This is a genomic window from Serratia sp. B501, assembly GCF_051172315.1.
Taxonomy (GTDB): Bacteria; Pseudomonadota; Gammaproteobacteria; order Enterobacterales; family Enterobacteriaceae; genus Serratia; species Serratia ureilytica.
Map to the genome: position 1 here is coordinate 218,332 of NZ_JBPIZB010000008.1, position 12,316 is coordinate 230,647.

The window sequence follows — 12,316 nt, forward strand, 5'->3', positions numbered from 1 at the left end:
CAGCCAATAAGAGGGGAGGCGCTCGCGCTTCCCCTTTGTCGTTCACCGACTGATGGGAGACCACCATGAAAACACCCTCACAGCCGCGCGCAATCTACTATGTCGTAGCGATACAAATTTGGGAATATTTCAGCTTTTACGGCATGCGTGCGTTATTGATCCTCTATCTGACCCACCAACTCGGCTATACCGACAGCCACGCCATCGATCTCTACAGCGCTTACGCTTCGTTAGTTTACGTCACTCCTATTCTTGGCGGCTGGCTCGCCGACCGCCTGCTGGGCAACCGCGTCGCGGTGATCGCCGGCGCGGCGCTGATGACCCTGGGACATATCGTGCTTGGCCTGAGCGCGGTCTCCGCCCAGTCGCTCTATCTGGCGCTGGCGATCATCATCTGCGGCTACGGCCTGTTCAAATCCAATATCAGCTGCCTGCTGGGCGAGCTGTATCCGGCGCAGGATTCGCGCCGCGAAGGGGGCTTCTCGCTGCTGTACGCCGCCGGCAACGTTGGATCTATTCTGGCGCCGATCGCCTGCGGGTTGGCGGCCGAGCGCTATGGCTGGCACGTCGGCTTTGCGTTGGCCGGGATCGGCATGTTCGCCGGCCTGGTGATTTTTCTGCTGGGCGGACGCCATTTCCGCCACACGCGCGGCGTGAATGCACCGCTGATGCGCGCCAGGAGCCTGGGCCTGCCGCACTGGGGATGGCTGCTGGCGGCGCTGTTGGCGTCGCCTCTGTTCTTCACGCTGCTGTTTGAACGCGGCTGGGCCGGCTATTTGCTCGGGTTGGTGTGCGTGGCGGCGGTGGCGCTGGTGGCGCGCATTATGCTGCGCGCGGACGCTGGCCAGCGGCGGGGGCTGTGGCAGATCATCGTACTGATGCTGCTGGGCACGCTGTTCTGGGCTTTTGCCCAGCAGGGCGGCAGCTCCATCAGCCTGTTTATCGATCATTTCGTTGACCGGCGCTGGTTCGGCTGGACGGTGCCGACCGCGCTGTTCCAGTCGGTTAACGCCTGCGCGGTGATGCTGGGCGGCGTGGCGCTGGCCTGGCTGGCGAGCGGCGATGGCGATCGCACGCTGCGCATCTGGTGCAAGTTCGCCTTCGGTCTGCTGTTGATCGGCGTCGGCTTTACGCTGATGGCGCTCAATACGCGGCTGCACGGGCCGGGATCGATGGGGCTGATGATCGCCGGTTTGGCGGTGATGGGCTTTGCCGAACTGTTTATCGATCCGGTGGCGATGGCGCAGATCACCCGGCTGAATATCCCCGGCGCCACCGGCGTGTTGACCGGCATCTATATGTTGGCGACCGGTTCGATCGCCAACTATCTGGCGGGCATTATCGCCAATCAGACCGCCGAGGACCACATCGAAGGGGCGGCGATGCAGGCGTATGGCCGCATTTTCGCCCAGATCGGCTGGGGAGCGGCCGGATGCGCGCTGGCGGTGATCGCGGTGCTGGGCGGCTGGTGGCTGCTGACGCGACGCCAGGCCCGGACGGTTAATGCTTGATTGATGGCGGTAGGCGGGGTTAACGTGCAGCTATGTAGAAGTGACAAAGCCTACCGATGGATACTGATCAATTAACGACGCAGGTGGCGGACCAACTGGGCGCGCAGCAGCGGCTGCTGGTGGCGTTCAGCGGCGGCCTGGATTCCAGCGTGCTGCTGCATCTGCTGGCGGCGTTGCGCCGCCAACGTCCGGCGCTGCAGCTGCGCGCGCTGCACGTGCATCATGGCCTGAGCGCCTTTGCCGACCGTTGGGTTGAGCATTGCCGCAGCCGGTGCGCCGAGTGGCGGATCCCGCTGACGGTGACGCACGTGCAGGTGGATGCCCGCCAGGGCGGCATCGAAGCGGCGGCGCGTGCGGCGCGCTATGCCGCTTTCAGCGCAGCATTGGCGGAGGGCGAAGCGCTGCTCACCGCCCAACACCTTGACGATCAAAGCGAAACCTTCCTGTTGGCGCTCAAGCGCGGCAGCGGGCCGGCGGGGTTGTCGGCGATGGCGGCGCGCGCCACGCTGGGCGAGCACCTGCTGCTGCGGCCGCTGCTGGGCTGCTCGCGTCAAACGCTGGAAAATTACGCGCAACGCCACGGCTTGGCCTGGATAGACGACGACAGCAATCAGGACACGCGCTTCGATCGCAATTTCCTGCGGTTGCAGGTGTTGCCGCAGCTCAATCAACGTTGGCCGCACTTCGCCTCGGCGGTGGCGCGCAGCGCCAGCCTGTGCGCCGAACAGGAACAATTATTGGACGAGCTGCTGGCGGAACCGCTGCAAAGCCTGTTGGCGGCGGATCGCTCATTGGCGATCGACGGTTTGACGGCCTGTTCGCCGGTGCGGCGCTTCGCTCTGTTGCGGCGCTGGATCGCATTGTTCAACGTTACCATGCCGGCGCGTGAGCAGTTGCAGCGTCTGTGGGAGGAGGTGGCGCTCAGCCGGGAAGATGCCGAACCGCAGCTGCAGCTCGGCGCCTATCAGATCCGCCGTTTCCGAGGCCGATTGCACCTGTTGCCGCCGCTGGCGGCGCTGCGCGATGTGCATCTGCCCTGGCAGCCTGACCAGCCGCTGACGTTGCCGGGCGGGCTGGGGCAGTTGGTTGCCGGTGAGGGCGATCTGGCGCTGCGCGCGCCGCTGCCATCGCAGCAGATTAGCATTCGTTTCGGCGGTGTACAGGGCGCGGTGCGCATCGTGGGGCGCGCCCATTCGCGGCCGATAAAAAAACTGTGGCAGGAGCTGGGTATTCCTCCCTGGCAGCGTGAACGCATCCCGTTGATTTATTATGATGAGCAGCTGATCGCCGCGCTGGGCGTATTCGTCTGTGAGGCGGGGCAGGTGCCGGAAGGCGAACGCCCGTGGCGGCTGCGCTGGGAAAAAAATCATAATCGTGAGGAGCAATGATGAAGTTTGTGGAAATCGCGCTGTTGGCCGCCGGCCTGTTCAGCCTGCCGGCGTTGGCGGCGGGGGATGCGGCCGCCGGTCAGGCCAAAGCCGCCGCGTGCGCGGCCTGCCACGGCGCGCAGGGCAAGGTGACGGTGCCGATGTACCCGAATCTGGCCGGGCAAAACGCCATGTACCTGCAGCACGCGTTGCAGGCGTACAAGAAAGGGGAACGCAACGGCGGCCAGGCCGAGGTGATGAAAGCCTATGTGTCGGGATTGTCGGATGACGATATCGCCGATCTGGCGGCTTATTACGCCAGCCTGAAGCCCTAAATGACGAGGGCAGCCGTTGGGCTGCCCTGTTGGGATGGGGTTACCGCTGCTCAGTCCGACAGACTGACGACCACGGTACCGATTTCCGGATGACTGAAACTGCTGATATGGTCCAGACGCAGGTCGCGCTGCTGGCCGTTCTGTTCGATGGTCAGATACTCAACGCGTTTCTTTTGCAGCAGGTCGATCGCCTTGGCCTCGATCACTTCTCCGTCGCGTAACTCCAGCTTCAGAATAAGTTTATGCTGACAGGCGAGTTCCAGGTTGTCGTAGTCATCGCAATTGATGGGTTGGTACTCATCATTCATCAACATAGTCGCTCACCAATAAGTTAGCGGCGGCAAAGGCCGCCTGTTCCCTAACGGAGGACGGTAGCGCGTGGTTCGCTGCGACATCGTCCAATGCCTTCAACGCACAAGCCAGCGCATCAGGCACGTAGCCAAGATCTCCACTGCCAATCTCGGCGTAAGTACGGCGTACTAACTCACAGTATTGTTGCACAGTTTCCTCCCTTAAGAACCTCTGCATCATCAAGACTACTATCGCGATGAGGCGCAGGCTCTCGGAGTTTTATCCTATCCTAGACGACTATAGCACAGCTGTTATGGAGTTATCAGCACCCCGGCACGCCTTTCGCACTGCCGCAGCCTGGCCGCGCTGGCGGGGTTTGGCCCTGATCAAGTACACTGTCGCCGGATAATAACGAGGTCACCCATGGCGCTGAAAGCAACCATTTATAAAGCCGCGGTCAATATTGCTGATATGGATCGTCACTTCTACCACGACGCCACGCTGACGCTGGCGCAACACCCGTCCGAAAATGAGCAGCGCATGATGCTGCGACTGTTGGCCTGGATCTGCCACGCCGACGAGCGGCTGGTGTTCACCAAAGGGCTGAGCGCCGACGACGAGCCGGAGATCTGGCAGCGCAACGACCACAACGGGCTGGAAATGTGGATCGAGATGGGATTGCCCGACGAGAAACGCATCCGCAAGGCCTGCAACCAGTCGCCGCGCGTGGTCTTGTACGCTTACGGCGAGCGCGCCGCGCACGTTTGGTGGCAGGCGATGCAGGGAAAAGTGGCCGGCTACAAGAACCTGAGCGTGCGCTTCCTCGATGACGAACAGCTGGCGCGCCTGACGGCGCTGGCCAGCCGCACCATGACGCTGCAGGCAACGCTGCAGGAGGGAACTATTTGGCTGTCTGATGCTCAGAATAGTCTGGAAATCCAGTTTGCCGAGTGGCAGCAGGCACAGGTGTGACCGGTGCTGGAACTGTCAAGAAACGTAGCCATACCGGATAATGAGCTGGAATTGACGGCGATCCGCGCGCAGGGCGCGGGTGGCCAGCACGTGAACAAAACCTCAACGGCGATCCATTTGCGCTTTGACATCCGGGCATCCAGCCTGCCAGAGTATTATAAGGAAAGGCTGCTGGCGCTGAATCATCATCTCATTACCGCTGATGGCGTAGTGATTATCAAGGCGCAAGAGTATCGCAGTCAGGAATTGAATCGCGAAGCGGCGTTGGCCAGATTGGTCGCGCTGATTCAGCAGGCGATGGTGGTGGAAAAAATGCGCAAGGCGACCAAGCCGACCAAAGGGGCAAAATTGCGCCGTTTGGAAGGCAAGGCGCGTAAGGGCGCCACCAAGGCGCTGCGTGGCAAGGTTCGCACTTAGGAATACATGAACACAGTAGGAGAATAACTGTGAAGAAAATTACGGTAGCCCTGTTCTTGGCGGCAGGCGCACTCTCGTTGTTGGGATGCAACAATCATTATCAACCGAAGGAACAACCGCTGCAGGCGATGCCGCAGAGTTATCAAGGGCTGTTGCCTTGCGCCGATTGCGGCGGGCTGGATACGGCGCTGTTCCTGGATGAGGACGGCACCTTTGTGCTGCAGGAAACTTATCGCGGCACCAAAGACGGCGATCAGACCTTCGCCGACTACGGCAAATGGGCGCGCACCGCGGATAAGCTGGTGCTGACTGACAGCACCGGGGAAAAACGCTACTTCCGCCCGGTGGGCAAGAGTCTTGAGATGCTGGATCGCAGCGGCGCGCCGATCGCCTCCAAGCTGAATTATCGTCTGGAGCCGGTCGAGAAGCCATTGCCTAAAACGCCGATGGTGATGAAAGGCAGCTACACCTATATGGCCGACGCGGCGGTGTTCAAAGATTGCGCCACCGGCATCACGTTCCCGGTGGATAACAACATCGCGCTGGAGCAAGGTTACGCCAAAGCCAATAAGAATGCCGGTGAGCCGGTGTTTCTGACTTTCAACGCGCACTTCAGCGTGCAGCCGTCGATGGAAGAGGGGCAGATAGAGAAGGCGGTGGTGCCGGACGGTAAAATCGCGTTCGACCGCAGTAAAAGCTGCAGCAACAACTAACTTCCCCTGTCCCCATGGACATAAAAAAACCCGCCTAGGCGGGTTTTTTATTCGCTGACGCTCGGTGTTCAGCGTTTGATCTGGCCCAGCAGGAAATCAACGATTTCACCGGTTTTGATCATTTGCTTCTCGCCGACGCGGCGGTTTTTGTACTCGATCTCTTCGTTGTCGAGGTTACGGTCGCCGATAACGATAGAGTGCGGCACGCCGATCAGCTCCATATCCGCGAACATCACGCCCGGGCGCTCTTTGCGGTCATCGAGGATCACGTCGATGCCGTGGGAGCGCAGGGTGTTGTACAGCTCTTCGGCCAGCGCCTGCACGCGGAACGACTTGTGCATGTTCATCGGCAGAATAGCGACCTGGAACGGCGCGATGGCGTCCGGCCAGATAATGCCGCGTTCGTCGTGGTTCTGCTCGATGGCAGCGGCCACGACGCGCGTCACCCCGATGCCGTAGCAACCCATGGTCAGCACCTGGTTGCGGCCGTCTTCACCCTGTACGGTCGCTTTCATCGCTTCCGAATACTTGGTGCCGAGCTGGAAGATATGGCCCACTTCGATGCCGCGTTTGATCAGAAGCGTGCCCTGACCGTCCGGGCTGGCGTCGCCTTCCACCACGTTACGGATGTCGGCCACCTGCGGCAGCGGCAGATCCCGCTCCCAGTTGATGCCGAAGTAGTGTTTGCCGTCAACGTTGGCGCCGGCGCCAAAGTCGCTCATCGCCGCTACGCTGCGGTCGGCAACCACCGGCATCTGCAGCTTGACCGGGCCGAGGGAACCCGGGCCGGCGCCGACGATGGCGCGGATCTCTTCTTCAGTGGCGAAGGTCAGCGGCGCGGCAACCTGCGCCAGCTTCTCGGCCTTGATTTTGTTCAGCTCGTGATCGCCGCGCACCAGCAGGGCGACCAGTTTATGGCCGCTCTCTTCGGTGGCGCGCACCATCAGCGTCTTCACGGTTTTTTCCACCGGCAGCTGGAATTGCTCGACCAGCTCGGCGATGGTTTTGGCGTTTGGCGTATCCACCAGGCGCAGCTCTTCGCTGGCCGCCGCGCGCGGCGCTGCCGGAGCGACCGCTTCCGCCAGCTCGATGTTGGCGGCGAAGTCGGAACCGGTGGAGAACACGATATCGTCTTCACCGCTGTCTGCCAGCACCTGGAATTCGTGCGACGCACTGCCGCCGATCGAGCCGGTATCGGCCTGCACCGGGCGGAAATCCAGTCCCATGCGGCTGAAGATTTTGCTGTACGCTTCGTACATCGCGTCGTAAGTCTCCTGCAGAGACTCCTGCGAGGTATGGAAGGAGTAGGCATCCTTCATCAGGAACTCACGGGAACGCATCACGCCGAAACGTGGGCGCACTTCATCACGGAACTTGGTCTGGATCTGGAAGAAGTTCAGCGGCAGCTGCTTGTACGAGCTGATCTCGTTGCGGATCAGATCGGTGATCACTTCTTCATGCGTCGGGCCCAGCACGAAAGGACGGTCGCCGCGGTCGACGAAGCGCAGCAGCTCGGGGCCGTATTGCTCCCAACGGCCGCTTTCCTGCCACAGGTCGGCAGGCTGAACCACCGGCATGGACACTTCGATCGCGTTAGCATTGTTCATTTCTTCGCGAACGATGTTTTCAACCTTTTTCAGAACGCGCAGGCCGGTCGGCAGCCAGGTGTAAAGACCGGAGGCCAGCTTGCGGATCATCCCGGCGCGCAGCATCAGCTGGTGGCTGATCACTTCGGCGTCGGCAGGTGTCTCCTTCAGAGTGGAGAGCAGATATTGGCTAGTACGCATGGTGTTTTGGTTCCGTTAGAACTGCAAATTGCATCGGGCTGCCAGAGTGGCGGCCAAAAAGTGATTTAGTTTACCAGCGCGAGCGGGTCGCCAAAAGAGAGGCGGCGGAATTTTAACGCGGGTCGAGCGACAGCACTTCGGTGTGGCCGTCCACGACGCGCCAGCGCACGTTGAAATCCAGCAGCCAGACGGCGTAATCCCGTTCGACGTCCTCTCCTTTACGATAGGCGGGACGGGGGTCCTGTGCCAGCACCTGGCTGATAAAACGCCTTAATTGCGGGTAGCGCGCCTGATGTTGCTGCAGCTGCTGTTCCGCCTGCGGCGCGAAACGCACCGGCATATCGCCGGCGGGCGCGGCCTGGGCAAAGCCGGCGCGGGCCTGCGGTTGGCTCTCGGCGAACGGCAGATAAGGCTTGATGTCCACCACCGGGGTGCCGTCGACCAGATCGAGGCTGCCCAGTTCCAGCGCCACTTCCCCGTTTTTCACCCGTACGCCTTTGAGCTCAATGAGCGACATGCCGAGCGGGTTGGGGCGGAAGGTGGAGCGGGTGGCGAACACGCCCATGCGGGCATTGCCGCCTAAACGCGGTGGGCGTACCGTCGGGCGCCAGCCGCCTTCCATGGTTTGATGGAAAATGAACATCACCCACAGATGGCTGAAATCGCTGAGACCGCGAACCGCTTCCGCCTGGTTGTAAGGCGGCAGCAGCAGCAGTTCGCCGCCACCGTCTTCGACCAGCCCCGGTTGGCGGGGCACGGCGAATTTCTCTTTATACGGCGAGCGGATCACGCCGATCTGCTCGAAAACGAATTCGGTCATTTAGACGAGACGTTAAGCGCCGAGCCCTGGCAAACGGCCTGCTGGTAACAACCGGCGACGCCGCTGACAATCTGGCAGTCGTGCAGCAGCACGGCGTTGGCCTTCATGTAAGACGCACGGATTTGCATGCGTTTACGGGCGGTAGCCAGATTCGGTGGGGAGTCTTGTACGGTGGTTTGGCACGATTCGCCGGACACTTCACCCAGATCGCGGAATGGTTTACCCACGAGTTCTTCTGCACTTTTATACAGTTTTACCGGAGCGGGGCGGGCGGCCGGCGTGGTCTTGGCCGGGGCGGTCGTGGTCGGCTTGCTGGTGCTGTTTGTTGAGGATGGCGCGATACGTTGCGATGAACATCCGGCCAGCGCGAGCGCTAACAAACAGAGAGGTAAAACACGCATTGAGATTCCTCTGCCTTAATGAAAGTGGCGCTATTGAAGCAATCTATGGCGGAAATAACAAGACGGGCCTTGGCCCGTCTTGCAATTATAGGAATAAAATTGGTGAATAAGCGCTTACCAGCCTTTCACGGCACCGCCGTTGAAGATTTTGTTGGCGGCGGCGTCAACTTCGTCAGACTGGTAGGCCTGGACGAATTTCTTCACGTTTTCCGCGTCTTTATTATCTTCGCGCGCAACCAGCAGGTTGACGTAAGGTGAGTCTTTATCTTCCACAAACAGACCGTCTTTCGCCGGCGTCAGGCCGATCTGGCTGGCATAGGTGGTGTTGATCACCGCCAGCGCGATCTGCTGATCGTCCAGAGAGCGCGGCAGCTGAGGGGCTTCCAGCTCAACCAGCTTCAGGTTTTTCGGATTCTCGGTCACGTCCAGTACGGTCGGCAGCAGGCCAACGCCGTCTTTCAGTTTAATCAGACCGACTTTCTGCAGCAGCAGCAGCGAACGGCCCAGGTTGGTCGGATCGTTCGGCAGTGCGATCTGAGAACCCTCTTTCAGTTCGTCCAGCGATTTGATTTTTTTGGAGTAACCGGCGATCGGGTAAACAAAGGTGCTGCCGACCGGCACCAGCTTGTAGCCGCGATCTTTGATCTGCTGATCCAGATAAGGTTTGTGCTGGAAGGCGTTCAGGTCGATATCGCCTTTGCTCAGCGCTTCGTTAGGCAGCACGTAGTCGTTGAAGGTGACCAGCTCAACGTCCAGACCGTATTTCTCTTTCGCCACTTTCTGCGCCACTTCGGCCACTTGCTGTTCAGCGCCGACGATCACGCCGACCTTGATGTGGTTTGGATTCTTTTCATCCTGGCCGCAGCCCGCTAGAGCCAGAGTGCCGATCAGTGCGCCAATTGTCGCGATGGATTTAAATGTTAACGACATATCCCTTCCTCATTAGACTCGCATTAATATGCTGTGAAACTATTTATGGGTAACGGCTTTGACGATGCGATCGCCGCAGAATTGGATCAGATAAACCAAAACTACCAGTAATACTAATACGGTATTCATAACTGTGGCGTTATAACCGATATAACCGTATTGGTAACCGATTTGGCCCAGGCCGCCGGCGCCGACCGCGCCGCCCATGGCGGAGTAGCCCACCAGGGTGATCAGGGTGATGGTCGCGGCGTTGACCAGGCCCGGCAGGGCCTCCGGCAGCAGCACTTTCTTGATGATCTGCATCGGCGTGGCGCCCATGGCGCGCGCCGCTTCCACCAGACCGGACGGGATCTCCAGCAGGGCGTTTTCCACCATGCGCGCGATGAACGGCGCGGCGCCGACGGTCAGCGGCACGATCGCCGCTTGCAGACCGATCGAGGTGCCGACGATCATGCGGGTAAACGGAATCATCCAAACCAACAGGATAATGAACGGGATGGAACGGAAGATGTTCACCAGCCCGGACAGGATCTTATACAGCGAATTGTTGGCGATGATCTGCCCCGGGCGGGTGACATACAGCAGCACGCCTACCGGCAGACCGAGCACGAAACCGAAAAAGCCGGAGACAAAGGTCATCATGACGGTTTCCCACACGCCACGCGCCATCAACCACATCATTGCCTCAGACATAACCCAGAACCTCTACTTTTACCTGATTTTCTTGCAGGAACTTAATCGTTGCCAGCGCGTCTTCGTCGCTGCCGTGCAGCTCCGCCAGCATCACGCCGAATTTCACGCCGCCGGCATAATCCATCTGGGCGCTGATAATGTTGTTGTTCACGTTGAAGCGGCGAGCGGCTTCAGACAGCAGCGGCGCATCGACCGACTGACCGGTGAACTCCAGGCGCAGCAGCGGCTGACGGTCGCCCTGACGCTCCGGCGACAGGCGCGCGGCGTAGTCGTCCGGGATATCCAGATGCAGCGTGGACTGAATGAACTGTTGGGCCAGCGGCGTTTTCGGGTGCGAGAACACTTCGCTGACGCTGTCTTTTTCGATCAGCTGCCCCTGGCTGATGACCGCGACCTGGTCGCAGATGCGTTTCACCACGTCCATTTCATGGGTGATGAGCAGAATGGTCAGGCCCAGACGGCGGTTGATGTCTTTCAGCAGTTCCAGGATGGAACGGGTGGTGGCCGGATCCAGCGCGCTGGTGGCCTCGTCGCACAGCAGCACTTTAGGGTTGCTGGCCAGCGCGCGCGCGATCGCCACACGCTGTTTCTGGCCGCCGGACAGGTTGGCCGGGTAGGCGTCGTGCTTGTCCGCCAGGCCGACCAGTTCCAGCAGTTCGGTCACGCGCTTTTTGATCTCGGCGCGCGGCGTATTGTCCAGCTCCAGCGGCAACGCCACGTTGCCGAACACCGTACGGGAAGAGAGCAGGTTAAAGTGCTGGAAGATCATGCCGATTTGGCGACGGGCGCGCGTCAGTTCGCTTTCTGACAGAGACGTCAGATCCTGGCCATCGACCAGCACCTGGCCGGAGGTGGGGCGCTCAAGCATGTTGGCGCAGCGGATCAGCGTGCTTTTACCGGCGCCGGAGGAACCGATGACGCCATAGATTTGCCCGGCAGGAACGTGAAGGGTCACGTCAGAGAGCGCGGTAATGGTGCGCGAACCCTGCTGGAACACTTTAGTGATGTTAGAAAGTTTAATCATATTCTTCTTATTTTAGCGTGGTTGCCCGTGGCTAGATAAAAGTAAACCTCGGCGTGGAACCAAGGTATGCCTCAGATGTTAAGGCGTCTAGACGTCTAAGTCAACGACCAACGATGTTCTCCGGCGTTCTCAGCGTGGGGTAAAACATGCGATACTGTCAGCGTATACAGGCCCTCAGGAGCAAAGCGGTGACACAAAGCGTTCCAGCAATTTTTCTCGATCGTGACGGCACGATTAATGTTGACCATGGCTATGTCCATGAAATCGACAACTTCCACTTTATCGACGGCGTGATCGACGCCTGTCGCGAGCTCAAAAAGATGGGCTTCGCGCTGGTGATGGTGACCAACCAGTCCGGCATTGCGCGCGGCAAGTTCAGCGAAGACCAGTTTATGTACCTGACCGAGTGGATGGACTGGTCGCTGGCCGATCGCGACGTCGACTTCGACGGCATCTATTTCTGCCCGCATCATCCGGAGGCGGCAGTAGAAGAGTATCGCCAGGTGTGCGACTGCCGTAAGCCGCAGCCGGGCATGTTGCTGCAAGCGCAGCAGGAATTGAACATCGATATGGCCGCTTCTTATATGGTGGGCGATAAACCGGAAGACATGCAGGCGGCGATCGCGGCCGGCGTCGGCACCAAGGTGCTGGTGCGTACCGGCAAGCCGGTGACGGAGCAGGGCGAAAAACTGGCCGATTGGGTGCTAAACAGCCTGGCGGACCTGCCGGCAGCCATCAAAAAGCGGGTTTAATAGGCGTTACGAATGAATAGTGAGCGGTCAGATAAAAAATGCATATTAACGCTTGTCATTCTGAACCGGCTCCCTATAATGCGCCTCCATCGACACGGAACATGTGAACAACTTCACAGAGTATCCGGGGGTCGCAGAGAAAAAATCCTGAAAATTAGGGTTGACTCTGAAAGAGGAAAGCGTAATATACGCCACCTCGAGTTAGCAAGCGAAAGCGCCTAACTCACTGCTCTTTAACAATTTATCAGACAATCTGTGTGGGCACTCCACAAGACGATATCCAGCATCTTCGGATGCAAAAAA

The 12,316-nt window shown here is 59.7% G+C and carries 15 protein-coding genes; 7 read left to right on the forward strand and 8 right to left on the reverse strand.

Features of this window, described 5'->3' with window-relative positions:
* Nucleotides 1–65: 65 nt before the first annotated feature.
* From dtpD to ACSBQV_RS21310, 3 genes are read left to right on the forward strand one after another with little or no spacing between them, the layout of a single operon-like run.
* Nucleotides 66–1,511, forward strand: coding sequence for a dipeptide permease DtpD (gene dtpD / locus ACSBQV_RS21300; RefSeq protein WP_060660317.1), 1,446 nt, complete (start codon nucleotides 66–68; stop codon nucleotides 1,509–1,511).
* Nucleotides 1,512–1,567: 56 nt separating this feature from the next.
* Nucleotides 1,568–2,899, forward strand: a complete 1,332-nt coding sequence (gene tilS, locus ACSBQV_RS21305; protein ID WP_099783522.1) for a tRNA lysidine(34) synthetase TilS — start codon at nucleotides 1,568–1,570, stop codon at nucleotides 2,897–2,899.
* Nucleotides 2,899–3,213, forward strand: a complete 315-nt coding sequence (locus tag ACSBQV_RS21310) for a c-type cytochrome (RefSeq protein WP_025304017.1) — start codon at nucleotides 2,899–2,901, stop codon at nucleotides 3,211–3,213. The genes tilS and ACSBQV_RS21310 overlap by 1 nt, the downstream gene beginning before the upstream one ends.
* A 50-nt stretch (nucleotides 3,214–3,263) precedes the next feature.
* On the opposite strand, the gene rof is transcribed toward ACSBQV_RS21310, so the two are convergent.
* The gene (rof, locus tag ACSBQV_RS21315; RefSeq protein ID WP_004931991.1) at nucleotides 3,264–3,527 is read right to left on the reverse strand and encodes a Rho-binding antiterminator; all 264 of its coding nucleotides are present in this window, start codon (nucleotides 3,525–3,527) and stop codon (nucleotides 3,264–3,266) included.
* Nucleotides 3,514–3,714 carry a YaeP family protein gene (locus ACSBQV_RS21320; protein ID WP_033652508.1) on the reverse strand — a complete coding sequence of 67 codons (201 nt, stop codon included), beginning with the start codon at nucleotides 3,712–3,714 and terminating at the stop codon, nucleotides 3,514–3,516. Before ACSBQV_RS21320 ends, rof begins: the two co-directional genes overlap by 14 nt.
* Nucleotides 3,715–3,927: 213 nt before the next feature.
* Here ACSBQV_RS21320 and ACSBQV_RS21325 point away from each other — a divergent pair, with 213 nt between their 5' ends.
* From ACSBQV_RS21325 to nlpE, 3 genes are read left to right on the forward strand one after another with little or no spacing between them, the layout of a single operon-like run.
* Nucleotides 3,928–4,476 carry a YaeQ family protein gene (locus ACSBQV_RS21325; protein ID WP_033644891.1) on the forward strand — a complete coding sequence of 183 codons (549 nt, stop codon included), beginning with the start codon at nucleotides 3,928–3,930 and terminating at the stop codon, nucleotides 4,474–4,476.
* Between the two features lie 3 nt (nucleotides 4,477–4,479).
* Nucleotides 4,480–4,893 carry an alternative ribosome rescue aminoacyl-tRNA hydrolase ArfB gene (gene arfB / locus ACSBQV_RS21330; protein WP_033644893.1) on the forward strand — a complete coding sequence of 138 codons (414 nt, stop codon included), beginning with the start codon at nucleotides 4,480–4,482 and terminating at the stop codon, nucleotides 4,891–4,893.
* A gap of 29 nt (nucleotides 4,894–4,922) precedes the next feature.
* Complete coding sequence (gene nlpE, locus ACSBQV_RS21335) at nucleotides 4,923–5,606, forward strand: envelope stress response activation lipoprotein NlpE (RefSeq protein WP_033644894.1); 684 nt, start codon at nucleotides 4,923–4,925, stop codon at nucleotides 5,604–5,606.
* A gap of 68 nt (nucleotides 5,607–5,674) precedes the next feature.
* On the opposite strand, the gene proS is transcribed toward nlpE, so the two are convergent.
* From proS to metN, 6 genes are all read right to left on the reverse strand, one after another.
* Entirely contained in the window at nucleotides 5,675–7,393 is a 1,719-nt protein-coding gene (gene proS / locus ACSBQV_RS21340) for a proline--tRNA ligase (RefSeq protein ID WP_099783524.1), read from the reverse strand.
* Between the two features lie 112 nt (nucleotides 7,394–7,505).
* On the reverse strand, nucleotides 7,506–8,213 hold the full coding sequence (tsaA, locus tag ACSBQV_RS21345; protein WP_033644898.1) for a tRNA (N6-threonylcarbamoyladenosine(37)-N6)-methyltransferase TrmO: 708 nt from the start codon (nucleotides 8,211–8,213) through the stop codon (nucleotides 7,506–7,508).
* The gene (gene rcsF, locus ACSBQV_RS21350) at nucleotides 8,210–8,614 is read right to left on the reverse strand and encodes an Rcs stress response system protein RcsF (protein WP_025304011.1); all 405 of its coding nucleotides are present in this window, start codon (nucleotides 8,612–8,614) and stop codon (nucleotides 8,210–8,212) included. Before rcsF ends, tsaA begins: the two co-directional genes overlap by 4 nt.
* 114 nt (nucleotides 8,615–8,728) lie before the next feature.
* Nucleotides 8,729–9,544: a MetQ/NlpA family lipoprotein gene (locus ACSBQV_RS21355; protein WP_025304010.1), complete on the reverse strand. Its 816-nt coding sequence runs from the start codon at nucleotides 9,542–9,544 to the stop codon at nucleotides 8,729–8,731.
* Nucleotides 9,545–9,583: 39 nt separating this feature from the next.
* Nucleotides 9,584–10,237, reverse strand: a complete 654-nt coding sequence (locus ACSBQV_RS21360; RefSeq protein ID WP_004932010.1) for a methionine ABC transporter permease MetI — start codon at nucleotides 10,235–10,237, stop codon at nucleotides 9,584–9,586.
* Nucleotides 10,230–11,261 carry a methionine ABC transporter ATP-binding protein MetN gene (gene metN / locus ACSBQV_RS21365; RefSeq protein WP_004932012.1) on the reverse strand — a complete coding sequence of 344 codons (1,032 nt, stop codon included), beginning with the start codon at nucleotides 11,259–11,261 and terminating at the stop codon, nucleotides 10,230–10,232. The genes ACSBQV_RS21360 and metN overlap by 8 nt, the downstream gene beginning before the upstream one ends.
* Before the next feature lie 188 nt (nucleotides 11,262–11,449).
* Between metN and gmhB the strand changes: the two genes are divergently transcribed.
* Nucleotides 11,450–12,013, forward strand: coding sequence for a D-glycero-beta-D-manno-heptose 1,7-bisphosphate 7-phosphatase (gmhB, locus tag ACSBQV_RS21370; protein WP_025304009.1), 564 nt, complete (start codon nucleotides 11,450–11,452; stop codon nucleotides 12,011–12,013).
* Nucleotides 12,014–12,316 lie beyond the last annotated feature (303 nt).